This is a genomic window from Pseudomonas sp. LBUM1652 (assembly GCF_059716105.1).
The window spans coordinates 4,006,437-4,022,184 of sequence record NZ_CP166804.1 but is presented as its reverse complement, the minus strand read 5'-3'; the positions used below and the strand labels follow the sequence as shown (position 1 = coordinate 4,022,184).

The window sequence follows — 15,748 nt, the reverse complement described above, 5'->3', positions numbered from 1 at the left end:
GCGACGCACTCATCACTGGCTACACAAGACTTTCGCGAACCATATCGAGAAACGTCGCGACCACCCGCCGCGAACTCTGCTCACGCAAACAGACCAAGGTTTCGGTCAATCTGCGGGTGCAATCGGTAATCGGCAACGCGCATACCCGCGAATCCGCGCCAAACTCCGCCGCCGAAACAACCCCCACACCAATCCCGACAACCACTGCTTCCCGCGCCGCTTCCCGCCCCTCAACCTGAATCGCCGGGCGAATGCGAAACCCGGCCCGGGCCATTTCCTCTTCCAGTGTCTGCCGCGTCACTGAACCGTGTTCACGCAACACCAGCGGCGTGTCGTCGAGGTCCGCCAGGCAAATCGATTCACGCTCCGCCCACGGATGATTGCGCGAAACGAACGCCACCATCGGATCGTTGCGCAACGGCACGCTGAGCAAACGTTCATCACTGACATCCCGACCCAGCAGCGCCAGATCGGCCTGATAGTTGAACAGCCGAAACAGCGATTCATCGGTGTTGCCCGTCTCGATCTTCACGCTGATCCCTGGATAGCGCTCGCAGAACCGCGCAATCTGCGGCAGCACATGCACCGGCGCATCCACCGCCAGAATCAGGCTGCCGGTCTGCAAGGCCTGGGATTCCTGAAGCAGCTCCTGCGCTTCGGCTTCAATCACAAACAGGCGCTGAGTAATCGCCAGCAAGCGTTCGCCGAGGTCAGTCAAACGCACGGAACGTTTATTGCGATGAAACAATAAAACGCCGAAGCGTTCTTCGAGTTTGCGCACCTGGTCGGAAATCGCCGGTTGCGTGAGGAAAAGCCGCTCGGCGGCTTTGGTGAAGCTTCCATGTACGGCCACGGCATGGAAGGCTTTGAGCTGGGCGTGGGACACCGACATGTAGCCTCCAGTAACAAGCTGAGCTTATGTGTGAAATACGATAAATCGATTTTATTTATTAAACAGTAATTGCTTTGATCCGCTCACGCCATCGATGACTGCCCGATCGGACAGCAGCGTTGGCGATGAGCCTGTGCGTGCAACAGCAGGACTCATCTGACCGGTATCGCTTTAGGGATGGGGTGATATCGCAGTGCTCAACAATAAAAAACACAGGCGTTTACTTAACGATTCTGCCGGCACACTCACACCCTGAGGTCAGAACCACAATGAACAAGCACATCGGCAGCATTGCGCGTTGGCGCATGCAGATTTTCGCTATTACCTGGCTCGCGTACGCCGCTTTCTACTTCACCCGCAAAGCGTTTTCGGTGGCCAAACTCGGCATCGGTGAAGACCCGAACTTCATGCTCGACAAAATGACCATGGCCAATCTCGATGCCATCTATCTGGCGGCTTACGCGATCGGCCAATTCACTTGGGGCATGCTTGCCGACCGCTTTGGCCCAAGGGTTGTGGTGCTCGGCGGATTGCTGATTTCCGCTGCGGCGGCACTGGTGATGGGCAGTTTTGCAACGTTGCCGATCTTCGCCACCTGCATGTTGATCCAGGGGTTGGCGCAGTCCACCGGTTGGTCGGGGTTGTGCAAGAACCTCGGCAGTTTTTTCCCTTCCGCACAACGTGGGCGAGTGCTTGGGTTGTGGAGTTCCTGCTATGCGTTTGGCGGTCTGGTGGCGTCGCCGTTCGCCGGTTGGTGGGCGTACACGCTGGTCGGCACCTGGCACGCGGCGTTTATTTCCAGTGCGGTGGTGGTTGCGGTCGTGGCGGTGTTGTTCTTTATCTTCCAGCGCAACAAACCGGAAGACGTCGGTCTGCCAGCGGTGGAACCGGAGCCTGAACTGAGTGCTGAAGAGATCGAAGCCAACAGCAAACTCAGCGTTTGGGAGCCGCTGAAGGAGATCCTGCGCAACCGCACGGTGTTGGTGCTGGGGCTGGCTTACTTCATGTTGAAACCGGCGCGTTACGCGATTTTGCTGTGGGGGCCGGTGATTGTCTTTGAGCAGATGCCCAGCGTCGGCAAGGTGGGGGCAGCGATCATTCCGACCTCGTTCGAACTGGCCGGGTTGCTCGGGCCGATCATGATCGGCTTGGCCTCGGACAAACTGTTCGGCGCCCGGCGCATGCCGGCCTGTGTGCTGAGTCTGCTGGCGCTGACCGTAACCCTGGCGCTGTTCATGGCCGCCTTGCAAACCGGCAGTGTGTTGCTGGTGGTGGCGCTGCTGTTTGTCATGGGCCTGACCCTGTATGGCCCGGACTCGATGATCAGCGGCGCGGCCGCCATCGACTTCGGTAAAGCCAAGGCTGGCGCTACCGCTGCCGGATTCGTCAACGGCTGCGGCTCGGTCGGCGCGGTGCTCGGCGGTTTGCTGCCGGGTTATTTCGATACGGTGACGGTGTTCATCGTCTTCGCCGGTTGCGCGCTGTTCTCGGCGCTGGTGCTGATCCCGCACTGGAACAGCCGTCCGGTCGGCGTGATGGAGCCGCGCGCGTCCATCCCCAATTGCCCGTTGACGATCAAACCTCTGCGTTCCTGAAACCCTTTGCCTCGCGGCCTGCTGCGGCGTTCGCGGCAGGCTGTGTCGTGGCCAACTGACTGGAGAATCCCATGAGACCGTTTTGGCTGGAGCAGGCCTTGCAGGCCGATGCGTCCGCAACTTGCCCGCCGCTGCAAGGCGAAGTGCGCAGTGACGTGTGCATTGTCGGCGGCGGTTACACCGGGTTGTGGACGGCGATCATGCTCAAGCAACAGAACCCCGAACTCGATGTGTTGTTGATCGAAGCCGACATCTGTGGCGCTGGCGCCAGTGGGCGAAACGGCGGTTGCGCGCTGTCGTGGTCGGCCAAGTACTTCACCCTCGAGCGCTTGTTCGGCGTCGAAGAAGCGGTGCGGCTGGTCAAGGAATCGGAGCGCAGCATCCACGCCATCGGCGAGTTCTGCGAGCAATTTGGCGTCGATGCCGATTATCGCCTCGACGGCACGCTTTACACCGCCACCAACCGCGCGCAGGTCGGCTCGACCGACGCCGTGATCGCGGCGCTGGAGCGCAACGGCATCAACTCGTTCAGCCAGCGCCCGGTGGCGGATATACAACGCATGGCCGGGTCGAGCAAGCATCTGGAAGGCTGGTTTTCCCCGGCTGCCGCCAGTGTGCAACCGGGCAAACTGGTGCGCGGGTTACGGCGGGTGGCGTTGCAACTTGGGGTGAAGATCCACGAAAACACCGCAATGACCGGTTTGGAGGAGGGCCGCCCAGCGCGTATTCACACCGCGAACGGTAGCGTGATCGCCGACCGCGTGGTGCTGGCAATGAACGCGTGGATGGCCCGCGCGTTTCCACAGTTCGAGCGCAGCGTGGCGATCGTTTCCAGCGACATGCTGATCACCGAGCCGCGCCCGGATCTGCTGCAGGAAATCGGTTTGACCAGTGGCGTCACCGTGCTCGATTCGCGGATTTTCGTGCACTACTACCACAACACTCCCGACGGCCGGATCATGCTCGGCAAGGGCGGCAATACATTTGCCTTTGGCGGGCGGATGCTGCCGGTATTCGATCAGCCATCGCCGTATGCCGGATTGCTCAAGCGCAGTCTTGGCGATTTCTTTCCGGTGTTCGCTGATGTCAAAGTCGATGCAACCTGGAACGGGCCGTCCGATCGCTCGGTGACTGGTCTGCCGTTTTTCGGCCAGATGAGCAACAGCGGTAATGTGTTTTACGGTTTTGGGTATTCCGGCAGCGGCGTGGGGCCGTGTCACATGGGCGGGCAGATTCTCGCCTCCTTGGTGCAAGGGCTGGATAACCCGTGGACGCGCTCGCCACTGGTCAATGGGCCGCTGGGTTACTTCCCGCCGGAGCCGATCCGCTATCTCGGATCGTTGATGGTGCGCAACGCCATCCGCCGCAAGGAGCGCGCCGAAGACCACGGGCGCCGGCCCCGGCATCTGGACGTGCGCCTGGCAAAATTTGCTGCGGCGGCGGGCAAGGCTGACAAAGGCTGAGCACACCACTTACCTCTGGAGCTGCCGAAGGCTGCGATCTTTTGATCTTGATGGTTAAAAGCAAAATCAAAAGATCGCAGCCTCGTTTCACTCGACAGCTTCTACAGGTTATGTCGCGCGATTGAGCAACCAGTCGAGCAACAAACCGCTGTCGGACGCGGGTTGTGTTGCCCGGGGTTTGGGATTGCGGGTGTAGCCCAGGCACAGAATCGGTCGGTCGGGATCGCTGTCGAGGAAGCTCACCCATACTTCGCTGCCGGCGCCGGGCAACTCATCAGGCGTCATTCGGCCATTGGCTCGGGTCATGGCGATCGGCAGCCAGATCGCTTCGGTGTCGGTGGCTGGTGATGGTTCCGAGGGCCATAGCCTGACGGCGATCCGGCCGAGTTCGTCGAACCGCGCAGTTTGCCCCAGCGTGCCAATGACCTCTGCCAGATGATAGCCGGCGACACTTGGGCGCCGTTGTTTGAGCGGCGGGCGAAAGTCGGTGGACCAGGGCTGGGCGCTGAAATCGTTGTAATAACGGTGCACCGTCGGGGTAGGGTCAAGGATCGATGGATGTTGTCCATGATGGCGGATGGAGGTGATTCGCCATTGCTCGTTGAAGTGGCTGATCGGATGCTCCGTCACCTGCAACAAATGCCCACTGAGCAAGCCGATACAGTCGCTGCGTCCGTTGATCGAGCGATGCTGGCAACGTTGTCGCTCCAGATGCCGACGACTGCGCTGTTCACTGTAGCGCTGCTCCAGCGAGGGTAGCGGTGTGGGTGGATTTGACGGGGTCTGATTGGCGGCATCGTCGCCGAGAGTTTGCTGCCCTCGATTGCGTACGGCGTGGAGCGTCGGAATCGGCGCGGCGTGGTGATGCTGGAACAGCTCACTGATAGTCGGCGAGGGCGCTTGCTCATCAGCCTTGAACGGCAGCAGCGCCGGTTCTTGCGGCAGGCTCAGGCTGTCATCGGCAAACACCACAACGTGCCCGTCGGGCCTGTGTTCGAAGTGATAGTGGATGCCTTCCTCTTCGCAAAGTCTGTGCAGCAGCGCCAGATCGCTTTCCTCGAACTGGATGCAGAACGGCCGCACCGGGTATTGCCCCACGGTCATTTCAATCCTGTAGCTATCGCCGGGCAGCGCATTTTCAGTGAGCAACTGCTGGAGAATCTGCGGCACGCTCAGTTGCACGAACACGCGCCGATTACTCCGCCGGGCCAGGCTTTGCAGGTGGGGCACCACTATCAGGCGATAGCCGATCCGGTGCGTTCCGCGATGTTCGCAACTGGCGCTGTGGATGATGCCGTGAACCCCGTGATGATCGTCCAGGCGCAGAAATGCCGGTTGCTGCAACAGCGTGCCTGGCGCCACGGCGGGTGCCAGGCCGATCAGCTCAATGTCGAAACGGTAGGGCTGGTTAAGCGCTTCCTCGCCTTTGAAACGCAGCACCGGCAGGCATAACCCGCTGGCGGTCAGGGTAAGGGTGAACGGACTTTCCTTGTCATTGAGCATTCGAACAGGCTCTGTCAGGCAATACGGGCCTCAGAGGGTACGAAACCGCAGCGCAGAATGGTCATGTCAAAGGCGTTTTTCAGAATTGCCCTACAAGCACTGGTGAAGAAGTCGATTCCGCATTGGATTTTTTTGGTCGATTGCCGACTTTAGGCCGTATAAACTTGCCGCCACGCGTCGGCCAATAGATGTCTCGGCGCCACAGATCAAGAGAGTGAGTAATGGGCGCACAGTGGAAGGTTAAACACAAAGAAGCGGCAGCCAACGCCAAGGGCAAAATCTTCGGCAAACTGGTGAAAGAAATCACCATTGCTGCTCGTAACGGTGCCGATACCACCACCAACGCACACCTGCGTCTGGTGGTCGAACAGGCCAAGAAAGCCTCGATGCCGAAGGAAACCCTGGATCGCGCCATCAAGAAAGGCGCCGGTCTGCTGGGCGAAACCGTGCAATACCATCGCGTGACCTACGAAGGTTTCGCCCCGCACCAGGTGCCGCTGATCGTCGAGTGCGTCACCGACAACATCAACCGCACCGTCGCGGAAATCCGCGTGGCATTCCGCAAGGGCCAACTGGGCGCTTCCGGTTCCGTGGCTTGGGACTTCAACCATGTGGGCATGATCGAAGCCTCGCCGGACACCCCGGACGCCGATCCGGAAATGGCCGCGATCGAAGCCGGTGCTCAGGATTTTGAAGAAGGTGAAGAGGGCGCAACCCTGTTCCTGACCGATCCGACCGACCTGGATTCGGTGCAGAAAGCCCTGCCGGAACAAGGTTTCACCGTGCTGTCGGCCAAGCTTGGCTACCAGCCGAAGAACCCGGTCAGCGGTTTGAGCGATGAGCAGATGGCTGAGGTTGAAGCGTTCCTGGAAGGCCTCGACAACCATGATGACGTGCAGGATATGTTTGTCGGTCTGGCTGGCTGATTTGTTTCGCCATTAATGGCCACATCGCCAGCAGGCTGGCTCCCACAGTTGAAATGCATTCCAATGTGGGAGCCAGCCTGCTGGCGATTGACCGCGTAGCGGTCACTGCTTCTCCAGTACCTCAATCACTTCACTGAACCCCGGCCGCCCCAGCACGTCCGCCTGACAGCAGCGCCGCTGCAGTTCTTCCAGTACCCCACGGCGATCATCACTCAACCCCGAGTCGATGCGCGCCAGCAATTCTCCAAGCAAAATCCCGAACGCCCGCACTTCAATGCGTTGCAGCGCGCGGGTTTCGAAGTTGTCCGTGGTGGCATGGAAAGACGCCGCACCGAAGTCCCCCAATAAACAGTCGCCCTGATCGTTCAACAGAATGTTGTGCCCGTAGAGATCGCCGTGGGTGATGCCTTGCTGATGCAAATGCTCGGCTGCCGAAGCGATGCCCTTGGCAATGCGCAGCGCCACATCGGCGCTGAACCGGCAATTATCGGCATACACGTCCCGTGAGCAGGAGGCCAGGCTCGGCAACGCCGCCAGATTGAGGAAACTCGGGTCAATCAATTGCATCACCAGCCCCTGCTGTCCGTCGGGGTGGCCAGTGATACGGCCTTCCACCCGGATCAGATTCGAGTGCAATCCGGCGGTGATGCAGGCGTTCATTTCGTGCAGCGGCGAACCGTCGCTGGTCATCTCGCCTTTGTACAGCTTGACCGCGACCGGTTGCGCCGAGCCATCGGCGCGCTGCCAGATCGCCCGGAAAATCACCCCAGAGGCGCCTTCACCGAGTTGTTGCTCCAGACGCAACGCCGACCAGTCGATCTGCGGCGTGGCTTCAAGGGCGGCGGCGTCGGCTTCGGTTTCCAGCGGATTACCGGCGTAGGCCAGCCACGTCAGGCTCGGCAGCGTCAGCAGAAACTGCGGTAACTCGGTCAAGCGGTTGGCGGCGATGCGGATCAGTTCCAGTCGATGGCAGTTGCCCAGGGATTGCGGCAGCGATTGCAACTGATTGCCCGCCAGCATGAGTTTCTGCAAGTAAGGACGTTCGCCCAGTTCATTTGGCAGGGTTTCGATGCAGTTGTCGGTCAGGATCAGCCAGCGCAGCAGCGGGGGCAGGGCGGCACCGGGCACATCGACAATGTGGTTGGCCTTGAAGCCGATCATCGTCAGCGCGGTGCATTGGCCGAGGCAAGCGGGCAGTTCACTGAACTGGTTGTCGGAGCAGAAAAGCACGCGCAGGCGGGTCAGCCGATGCAAATCATCTGGCAGGCTGCTCAAGGCGTTGCCGCTGAGGTTGAGCACCTCCAGCGTTTCGGCCAGATCGAAGATCTCCGGCGGGAATTCGGTCAGGCCGCAGGACAGATCCAGCCGCGTGATGCCCGACAGTTCGCCGGCGCGCAATTGAGCAAGGGTGTGCATGAAAGTCTTCGCAATAGAGGGGTCGCTGGGAATGGGCGACATGATAGCGGCAAAGCTGTAGTTGCAGGCTGCTCCAGATCTTTGGAACGTTATCAGGCGTGCACTTCTTGCAACTGTCCCAACCGACTCCGCGTGCGGGCCAGGTCGATAGCGTTGCCCGCCAGGCTTTCGCCCAGCGGCAGCCTACCGAGCAGCGTCAGGTGTTTGTCCTGGTCGTAAAGCACGTCGATCAGGTTGATGAAGCGCTGTTGCGCGGCGATCGAGCATTCGGCGAGTTCGGGCAAGTCATCGATGACCCATTGATCGAATCGCCGACACATTTCCAGAAAATCCATCACCGCCGTTGGCTGTTCGCACAGGTCATTGAAGGTAAAGCCAACACGCCGCTCCTCGCACAGGCGTGCCTGAAAGTGTCGGGTGCCAACCGCTAACGACAGGGGCGGCGCATCTTCGGGCGGCAGGTTGAGGGCCTGGCGCTGGGCTGGCGTGGCTGGCCACACGTAATGACCTTGGGTGAATACCTGATGCAAATGGTTGCGCGCCAGACTTCGATAGTCGTGAGCCCCACCCACTTCCATAACCTGCATGCGTGAGTTGATCAGCTCGATCACCGGTTTGAAACGAGCGTGATAGAGCTGGTTGGGCAGCAAGCCTTCCGGCGGATAGTTGGATGTCACCAACAACAAAATCCCGCGTTGGAACAACGCCTTGAACAGCCGTGTGATGAGCATCGCATCGCCAATGTCATGCACATGAAACTCGTCGAAACACAGCACCCGACAGTCGTGCAGCAGTTCATCGAGCGTGAGGGTGAGGGCATCGTCATGCTGGCGATGACGGAACATGCCCTGGTGCAGTTGCGCGAAGAACTCATGGAAATGCAGGCGGCGTTTCTGCGTGATCGGCAGCGCCTGGAAGAAACCATCGAGCAACCAACTCTTGCCGCGCCCGACGGCGCCGTACAGGTACAGACTCGGCGGCGTCTGCCGTGATGCACCGAACAGCAGACTGGCCTGCTGCGCCATGCAGTCGATCACGCGCTGCTGGCTCTGGCTGAGGGTGTAACCCTGGCCGTGAGCCTTGTTGCGGAAGTAATCGCGGATCGACCGGGCACTGGCGTCATGGCCTGCGCTGGCAGGCAGACCTTTGCCGAACAAACGGCGCAACGCCAGCCAGCGCTGGGTCAGTGGCGATCGTTTCGGCGGCTGGGCGCTCACTCTGCGGTCACTCCGTATTCGTCAAACCGGCTCCCGGGAGCGCGGCGGCGTAGTGTAACCAGACGCGGAGTCAGCCTTCCACCGCAGCCGGTCGAGAGTGGGCGGTCATTGAACAATATTGTGCGGTTCGTACAGCTATTTTCAGCGACAGGATCCGACGTGCTGCCAACCTTTCGAAACATATCCCCGACTATCCGTGGATCCAATCGACTGGCGCAATCGTCGTCCGTTGCTAATCTGAAACACATTAACGACCTTCGGGTGATCCCTGACAAGGAATGGGACAGTGAATGCACGTGTGGTCATGGGCCTGCTGGGTGTGCTTGTTGCACCCGCATACGCGACGGATCTTCAGGTCGAAGTGCGGGTCGATGTGCAGCGCGGCTGCCAGTTGATCGGCCAGCAGCGCGAGGCCGGTATCGAGCAACTGGGTGTGCTCGACTTCGGCAGCACAGCGCGTCTCGACGATCCGGCAGGGCCACTGGCGGCGGCGCTGACCAATCAGCGGCTGCCGCGTCTGGAGTGCAATCCGGACACGCCGTATCAGATGCGCGTCGATGGCGGTTTGCACGGCGGTGTCGGCGAAGTGCGTTACATGGTTGGCGATGCGGGCAGCAAGCCGATTCCTTACCGGTTGTATCAGGACGCCGCGCGGCGCGTGCCGTTGGTGGTGGATGTACCGGTCAGCGGTCGAGTGCCGGACAGCGGCACCGTTGAGTTGCCTTTGTACGCGCGGATCGAGCGTTTGGCGCAAGTCCCCCGGGTCAGCCGTTACTCGGATCTGGTCAAAGTCACGGTCACCTGGTGATCGCAGGGTTTTAGTCGGCAATCCAGCGGATTCGGGTTGCGCAGGGAAGGCGTTCAATGATGAGCGCGGTGGTTGAGTCATCCTCAGGGAGCAGGGAAGGGCGAAATGGCAGGCAAGCACTGGGTGGTCGTGGCGGCAGGTACGCTCGCATTACTCGCTGACGACGCGCAAGCGGCGGTGAGCGGGCAGATTCATGCGCGGCTGATCCTGATTGCCGGCTGTGAAGTGACCAACACCAGCAATCCCTCCAGCCCGGTCAGCGATTTTGGCAAGCTTGATTTCGGCCTTCAGGGCCCGACCTGGAACGCGCCGATCAACGCTAGCCTCGACAGCGACAGCAGCGGCAAACTCAACGTCGCGTGCAACCCTTCGGTCACCGGTTTCACCGTCACCATCGACGGTGGCGCCCATGGTGACGGCAATACCCGGCGCCTGAGCAACGGCCGCCAGACCATCCCTTATCAGCTGTTTCTCGATGCCTCCGGCAACCAAAGCTACAGCATCGGCGAACAACACAATTTCGCTGTCACCAGCGGTGCACAGATACCCATTCCGGTATTTGGCTCGGTGGTGGCGAATACCCGCGCGGTTCCGGCAGGGGTCTATACCGACACCCTGACGGTGACGCTCGACTGGTAACCCCGTAGAGGACGGACACCATGCGTACGTTTGCATCAAGGATAGGTTTGTCGCTGCTCGGCCTGACGCTGGTTTCCAGTGCCCATGCCGCCACCACTGTCACCGGCCAGATCACCTCCAGCCTGATCCTGATCAGCAGCTGTCAGGTCAACGGCGCTGGCGGCTCCACCGGTCTGAACTTCGGTGCCTTGAACTTCGGCACTGCCAACAGCCTGTTCACCACTGCCACCGGGCAAGTGCTGGGCGGTGGCGGCGGGGCGCTGTCGATTCTCTGTTCCAGCGGCACCACGCCGACGGTGAAGGTTCGTGCCGGTTCCCATGACGGCATGTCCCCGGGCGGCACGCGCGCGCTGTACGACGGTGTCGCTAACTACGTGCCGTACGACTTGTACACCGATGCCGGGCATTCGCAGCTGTTGGCGATTGACGGCACGATCAATCTGGCCGCCAGCACTGGCGTAGCACAAACGGTGAACATCTATGGTCAGGCAGTGGGCAAGGCCGGTTTACCGGCGGGGACCTACACCGACACTGTCGCTGTTGAACTGACGTTCTGATGCCATGCGCCGGCATGGCTGCATCGCGCTGCTCCTGCTTTGTGCGGGCAGTGCGCCGCTGCCGCTGACCGCGGCGACGAGTCAGAGCTTCCAGGTCAGCGCCACGGTCACGGCGGGGTGTCTGGTGGTGGGTGGGGTGTCGAACTATGGAGGGCTGAATTTCGGCTCGCGTTCAGCCCTGGCCACCGGCACGGTGCAGGTCGCGTTGACCGGTGGCGTGCAATTGCAATGCACGCCGGGGGTGACATTGAACATGAGCGTCGATGGCGGCCAGTACAACAGCAGTGGCCGGCACATGCAGGTCAACAGTGGAAGTGCGCGGGTGGCGTATGCGCTGTTTCGCGATGCCGCGTACAGCCAGAGCCTGGGCATCGGCCAGAGCGTAGCGGTGGCCTACAGCGATGCGAACAACATCAGCCTGCCGATTTACGGTCAGGTGCAATTGCCGGGCAATCAGCCTGGGGGGACGTACAGCGACGTGCTGCAGGTGCAGCTGTCGTGGTGAGGCGAAGGTTGTTCGACAGGGAGCGGTTTTATGGGGTCAGTTACATCTCGGCACTTGTTCATTCAGAGCGCAATGTTGGCGCTGTCCATGTTCGCAGCAGGCCATACGCAGGCGGCCAGTTCGGTATTGATCTGGCCGATTGATCCGGTGCTTGAGGCCGACCAACAGGCCAGCGCGTTGTGGCTGGAAAACCGAGGCAATGAAACCGCGAATCTGCAGATTCGCGTCTTCGCCTGGAGCCAGAACGGTTTTGCAGAGCAGTACCAGAATCAGCGCGACGTGATTGGCAGCCCGCCGGTGGCGAAGATCGAACCGGGGCAAAAGCAATTGGTGCGCCTGACCCGAACCAAAGACGTACCGCCGGGGCAGGAACTGGCCTACCGCATCATCATCGACGAAATCCCTTCTGCACAACCGGCCTCCGCTGACGGTGGCAAAACGGCGGCGGCCATTCGTTTCCAGATGCGTTACTCGGTCCCGCTGTTTGCCTACGGTGCGGGGCTGTGGAGCAAAGAGGACAGCACGCGCCCACGTGATCCCAAAGGCATCGGCCTGCCGCAGTTGAGATGGCGCACAGTGGCGGTCGACGGCCGGCCTTATGTGGAAGTGCGCAATCAGGGTGCGGTCCATGCGCGGCTGACCGACGTGGCTATCAAACAGGGTGGGCAGAGCAAACCTGTGGCTGAAGGCCTGCTGGGTTATGTGCTGCCGGGGGCGGTGATGCGCTGGCCGGCACCGGGTTCGCTGGCCGGTGATTCGGCGTTGCAGGTGCGGGTCAATGGTGCGCCCCAAGTGCAGAGCATCACCCCGGCACGCTGAGGATTCGAGTCCCAATAGCTGGCGTCGGTTAAAGCAGTATCAGGAGGATTGAGTCCATTGACGGACGTAAAGCGCGTATGAGCCCAGGATGGGCTCGCCGTATTCAGCGTCCGTTGTGGCTCATGACCGGCGCTTGTTGCCTGGTGTTCGTTCAACCAACCGGGGCCGGCGAGCTGCCGCCACCGCCCAGCGGCATGGAGGCCGTCAGTGATGCACAGTTGTTTCTGGAACTGGTGGTCAACCAGATGAATACCGGCCGCGTGGTGGCGGTGGAGCAGCGCGGTGGGCGACTGTATCTGCCGGCCACGGCGTTGCGCGAAACCGGTATGAAACTGCCCGATAACCTCGGCGTAGAAGTCGACCTCGACGGTCTGCCGGGGCTGCACAGCGATTACGACAGCGTCGGTCAGCGCTTGCTTCTCGACGTACCGCCGGACTGGCTGCCGGAGCAATTGATCGGCAATCGCCAGGCCTATCCACGAACCCCGGCATTGAGCAGTTTCGGCGCGCTATTCAACTATGACCTGTACCTCAACGACACCGACGATGCCGGCACGTATCTGGCGGCCTGGAATGAAGTGCGGCTGTTCGACAGTTGGGGCACCTTGTCCAATACCGGGCAGTATCGGCGCACCTTGTCCGGTGACTCGGTGAACACGCTGAACAACGGCTATCTGCGTTATGACACCACGTGGCGTTACTCCGATGATGAGCGAATGCTCACCTACGAAGCCGGCGACGTGATCAGCGGCGCGTTGCCATGGAGCAGTTCGGTTCGGCTGGGCGGCGTGCAGTTCTCCCGGGACTTCGCGGTGCGCCCGGATCTGGTCACCTATCCACTGCCGCAGTTTGCCGGCGAAGCGGCGGTGCCGTCCTCGGTGGATCTGTTTATCAATGGCTACAAATCCAGCAGCGCCGACCTGCAACCTGGGCCGTATACGCTGACCAACATTCCGTTCATCAATGGCGCTGGCGAAGCGGTGGTTGTGACTACGGATGCGCTGGGTCGGCAGGTTTCGACCACAGTGCCGTTCTATGTCACCAGCAGTTTGCTGCAAAAGGGTTTGAGTGATTTTTCCGTGGCCGCCGGTACGTTGCGTCGCGATTACGCCCTGAAGGATTTCAGTTACGGGCCGGGCGTGACCTCTGGCAGCCTGCGTTATGGCGTCAGCGACACTTTCACCCTCGAGAGCCACGCCGAAGCCGCTGATAGCCTGACCCTCGCAGGGCTCGGGGGGAACCTGCGGCTCGGCAATTTCGGCGTGCTCAACAGTGCGATCAGCCAGAGTCGTTTCGAGGGCGACGGTGGCGAGCAATTGAGCCTGGGTTATCAGTACAGCAACCAGCGCTTCAGTTTTTCTTATCAACGCCTGCAACGGCACGATCAATACGCCGACCTGACCGTGGTCGACAGCCCCTACATCAGCCTCAGCCGCCGCAGCGAACAGGCCACCCTGAGCCTCAATCTCGAGCGCTGGGGCAGCCTCGGTGCCGGGTATTTCGATGTGCGCGCGGCTGACGATTCGCGCACGCGCCTGCTCAATCTGAGCTGGAGCAAACCGCTGTGGCGCAACAGCAGTTTCTACCTGTCTGCCAACCGCGAGATCGGCGACAGCAACTGGGCGGTGCAGGCGCAACTGGTGATTCCGTTTGACTTGCGTGGCAGCCTGGCGATCAGCAGTGAACGCAGCAATACCGGGCAGACCCAGCAGCGGATCAACTACAGCCGCGCGGTGCCATCCGAGGGCGGGGTGGGCTTCAATCTGGGTTACGCCAAGGGGGACGGCGCCGATTACCGTCAGGCTGACGTGACCTGGCGTCTGCAATCGGTGCAGTTGCAGGCCGGGGTTTATGGTACCTCGGACGCCGAAACCCGTTGGGCCGATGCCAGTGGCTCGCTGGTGTGGATGGATCAGCAGGTGTTCGCCGCCAACCGCATCGACGATGCGTTTGTCGTGGTCAGTACCGATGGTTTTGCCGACATTCCGGTGCGCTATGAAAACCAGCAAGTGGGTCAGACCGACAAGAACGGACATCTGTTAGTACCGTGGAGCAGTGCTTATTACCGTGGCAAATACGAAATCGATCCGCTGAATCTGCCGGCCAACGTGCGTAGTCCGAATGTCGAGCAGCGTATCGCGGTTCGGCGTGGCAGCGGGTACTTGCTGGAATTCCCGCTGGCCCGGGTGATCGCGGCGAGCATTGTGTTGGTCGATGCACAACAGCGTGAATTGCCGCTGGGCGCAGGCGTGTTGCATGAACAGAGCGGCACAAACACGGTGGTCGGGTGGGACGGGTTGGTCTATCTGGAAAATCTTCAGGCGCAGAACTCTTTAAAGGTCACGCTGGCCGATGGCAAAACCTGCAAGGCGCAGTTCAGCGTGGACATGGATCAGAGCCAGGTGCCGCTGATTGGTCCGTTGGTGTGCCAATGATCGGCGTCCGTTTGTGTCTGTGGCTGGCGCTGATGCTGCCGGGGGCGGCGCAGGCCTTGTGTTCAGTGGTCAGCACCACGCCGGCGGCCTTCGGTACGCTCAGTTCGATTGCCGTACGCACCACGTCGCAGCCCAGCTCCACCCTCAATGGTGGTTTGAGCTGTACGGGTTCTCTGTTGACGTTGTTGAGCAACAGCGACCACTTCTGGGCCACCGTCTCCTCGCCCCAAAGTGGCCTGGTCGGGCCGACAGGTGATGTCATCGGTTACACGATCTACGCCAACAACAGCACCAGTTACCCGCTGACGCGGGGCACGGCCTATGACTTCGCCCGCAATGGCATCATTGATGCCTTGGGGCTGCTTAACGGGACGACGCCGAAAACCGTGCCGCTCTATCTGAGAACGACCATCGGCAGCAACGTTGCTGCCGGGGTGTACACCGAGACCCTGAGTATTTTCTGGAACTGGAATTACTGCTCGGGGATTGGCATCGGTGCCATCTGCCTCGGGCGCGATATCAACAATGGAACCACCACGTTGACCGTCAACCTGACCGTTTCCAACGATTGCACGATTACCGCGCCGAACATCGCGTTTGGCAGTGCGCCGGTGGTCAGTGCCTTTACGCCGGTAACCGGGCAGACCATCAATCTGGCTTGCACCAAGGGCAGCGCCTACACCGTGGGCTTGAGCGACGGTCAGAACCCGGTAAGCGTGGGTGGGCGACGGCGGATGATCTCCGGCGGCAACTACCTGGCCTATGACATTTTCAAAAGCGCCGGCACGACGCGTTGGGGCAGTGTCGGCACTGCACGTCGGGCGAGTACCGATGCCGAGGTCAATCCGGGTAACGGCTTGGGTACCGGCAGCCAGATTTTCAATTACAACGCAAAGATCTACACCGACCAGACCACACCGCCGGCGGGGACGTATCTGGACAATGTGGTGCTGGATGTCGGTTTCTGAGCACG

General features: G+C 60.7%; 14 protein-coding genes. 10 read left to right on the top strand and 4 right to left on the bottom strand.

Translation table 11 applies throughout. From position 1 onward, the window contains the following. Positions 1 to 19 precede the first annotated feature (19 nt). Complete coding sequence (locus ACA069_RS18055; protein WP_187680472.1) at positions 20 to 892, bottom strand: LysR family transcriptional regulator; 873 nt, start codon at positions 890 to 892, stop codon at positions 20 to 22. Positions 893 to 1,161: 269 nt separating this feature from the next. On the opposite strand from ACA069_RS18055, the gene ACA069_RS18050 reads away from it, so the two are divergent. Together ACA069_RS18050 and ACA069_RS18045 are read left to right on the top strand one after the other, a co-directional pair. Next, on the top strand, positions 1,162 to 2,487 hold the full coding sequence (locus ACA069_RS18050; RefSeq protein WP_497614706.1) for an MFS transporter: 1,326 nt from the start codon (positions 1,162 to 1,164) through the stop codon (positions 2,485 to 2,487). 71 nt (positions 2,488 to 2,558) lie between these two features. Continuing rightward, positions 2,559 to 3,950, top strand: coding sequence for an FAD-dependent oxidoreductase (locus ACA069_RS18045; RefSeq protein WP_497614704.1), 1,392 nt, complete (start codon positions 2,559 to 2,561; stop codon positions 3,948 to 3,950). Positions 3,951 to 4,058: 108 nt separating this feature from the next. Here ACA069_RS18045 and ACA069_RS18040 read toward each other — a convergent pair whose 3' ends face one another. Further along, on the bottom strand, positions 4,059 to 5,453 hold the full coding sequence (locus tag ACA069_RS18040; protein ID WP_497614702.1) for a type VI secretion system Vgr family protein: 1,395 nt from the start codon (positions 5,451 to 5,453) through the stop codon (positions 4,059 to 4,061). 221 nt (positions 5,454 to 5,674) lie between these two features. On the opposite strand from ACA069_RS18040, the gene ACA069_RS18035 reads away from it, so the two are divergent. Beyond that, positions 5,675 to 6,379 (top strand): YebC/PmpR family DNA-binding transcriptional regulator, encoded by a 705-nt coding sequence (locus ACA069_RS18035; protein ID WP_187680468.1) that lies wholly within the window; start codon positions 5,675 to 5,677, stop codon positions 6,377 to 6,379. Positions 6,380 to 6,481: 102 nt separating this feature from the next. On the opposite strand, the gene ACA069_RS18030 is transcribed toward ACA069_RS18035, so the two are convergent. Together ACA069_RS18030 and zapE are read right to left on the bottom strand one after the other, a co-directional pair. Beyond that, positions 6,482 to 7,795: a leucine-rich repeat-containing protein kinase family protein gene (locus ACA069_RS18030; protein WP_497614700.1), complete on the bottom strand. Its 1,314-nt coding sequence runs from the start codon at positions 7,793 to 7,795 to the stop codon at positions 6,482 to 6,484. Between the two features lie 92 nt (positions 7,796 to 7,887). After that, positions 7,888 to 9,012 (bottom strand): cell division protein ZapE, encoded by a 1,125-nt coding sequence (gene zapE, locus ACA069_RS18025; RefSeq protein WP_497614698.1) that lies wholly within the window; start codon positions 9,010 to 9,012, stop codon positions 7,888 to 7,890. Between the two features lie 286 nt (positions 9,013 to 9,298). Between zapE and ACA069_RS18020 the strand changes: the two genes are divergently transcribed. The 7 genes from ACA069_RS18020 to ACA069_RS17990 all read left to right on the top strand — a co-directional run bounded on the left by ACA069_RS18020 (position 9,299) and on the right by ACA069_RS17990 (position 15,743). Continuing rightward, positions 9,299 to 9,820, top strand: coding sequence for a Csu type fimbrial protein (locus tag ACA069_RS18020; protein WP_497614696.1), 522 nt, complete (start codon positions 9,299 to 9,301; stop codon positions 9,818 to 9,820). A gap of 105 nt (positions 9,821 to 9,925) precedes the next feature. After that, complete coding sequence (locus ACA069_RS18015) at positions 9,926 to 10,459, top strand: Csu type fimbrial protein (RefSeq protein WP_497614694.1); 534 nt, start codon at positions 9,926 to 9,928, stop codon at positions 10,457 to 10,459. A gap of 20 nt (positions 10,460 to 10,479) precedes the next feature. Then, a complete protein-coding gene (locus ACA069_RS18010) occupies positions 10,480 to 11,016 on the top strand; it encodes a Csu type fimbrial protein (protein ID WP_305438669.1) in 537 nt (178 codons plus the stop codon). A gap of 4 nt (positions 11,017 to 11,020) precedes the next feature. After that, complete coding sequence (locus ACA069_RS18005; protein WP_123529335.1) at positions 11,021 to 11,521, top strand: Csu type fimbrial protein; 501 nt, start codon at positions 11,021 to 11,023, stop codon at positions 11,519 to 11,521. A gap of 30 nt (positions 11,522 to 11,551) precedes the next feature. Beyond that, positions 11,552 to 12,340, top strand: a complete 789-nt coding sequence (locus tag ACA069_RS18000) for a fimbrial biogenesis chaperone (protein ID WP_497614692.1) — start codon at positions 11,552 to 11,554, stop codon at positions 12,338 to 12,340. Positions 12,341 to 12,417: 77 nt separating this feature from the next. Next, the gene (locus tag ACA069_RS17995; protein WP_497614690.1) at positions 12,418 to 14,775 is read left to right on the top strand and encodes a fimbria/pilus outer membrane usher protein; all 2,358 of its coding nucleotides are present in this window, start codon (positions 12,418 to 12,420) and stop codon (positions 14,773 to 14,775) included. Next, a complete protein-coding gene (locus ACA069_RS17990) occupies positions 14,772 to 15,743 on the top strand; it encodes a Csu type fimbrial protein (RefSeq protein WP_497614688.1) in 972 nt (323 codons plus the stop codon). The genes ACA069_RS17995 and ACA069_RS17990 overlap by 4 nt, the downstream gene beginning before the upstream one ends. The last annotated feature ends 5 nt before the right edge of the window (positions 15,744 to 15,748 follow it).

Bases quoted from the DNA above. Each gene is read 5' to 3' on its own strand.
- ACA069_RS18055 (WP_187680472.1), bottom strand. From the start codon at position 892: ATGTCGGTGTCCCACGCCCAGCTCAAAGCCTTCCATGCCGTGGCCGTA.
- ACA069_RS18050 (WP_497614706.1), top strand. From the start codon at position 1,162: ATGAACAAGCACATCGGCAGCATTGCGCGTTGGCGCATGCAGATTTTC.
- ACA069_RS18045 (WP_497614704.1), top strand. From the start codon at position 2,559: ATGAGACCGTTTTGGCTGGAGCAGGCCTTGCAGGCCGATGCGTCCGCA.
- ACA069_RS18040 (WP_497614702.1), bottom strand. From the start codon at position 5,453: ATGCTCAATGACAAGGAAAGTCCGTTCACCCTTACCCTGACCGCCAGC.
- ACA069_RS18035 (WP_187680468.1), top strand. From the start codon at position 5,675: ATGGGCGCACAGTGGAAGGTTAAACACAAAGAAGCGGCAGCCAACGCC.
- ACA069_RS18030 (WP_497614700.1), bottom strand. From the start codon at position 7,795: ATGCACACCCTTGCTCAATTGCGCGCCGGCGAACTGTCGGGCATCACG.
- ACA069_RS18015 (WP_497614694.1), top strand. From the start codon at position 9,926: ATGGCAGGCAAGCACTGGGTGGTCGTGGCGGCAGGTACGCTCGCATTA.
- ACA069_RS18010 (WP_305438669.1), top strand. From the start codon at position 10,480: ATGCGTACGTTTGCATCAAGGATAGGTTTGTCGCTGCTCGGCCTGACG.
- ACA069_RS18005 (WP_123529335.1), top strand. From the start codon at position 11,021: ATGCGCCGGCATGGCTGCATCGCGCTGCTCCTGCTTTGTGCGGGCAGT.
- ACA069_RS18000 (WP_497614692.1), top strand. From the start codon at position 11,552: ATGGGGTCAGTTACATCTCGGCACTTGTTCATTCAGAGCGCAATGTTG.
- ACA069_RS17995 (WP_497614690.1), top strand. From the start codon at position 12,418: ATGAGCCCAGGATGGGCTCGCCGTATTCAGCGTCCGTTGTGGCTCATG.
- ACA069_RS17990 (WP_497614688.1), top strand. From the start codon at position 14,772: ATGATCGGCGTCCGTTTGTGTCTGTGGCTGGCGCTGATGCTGCCGGGG.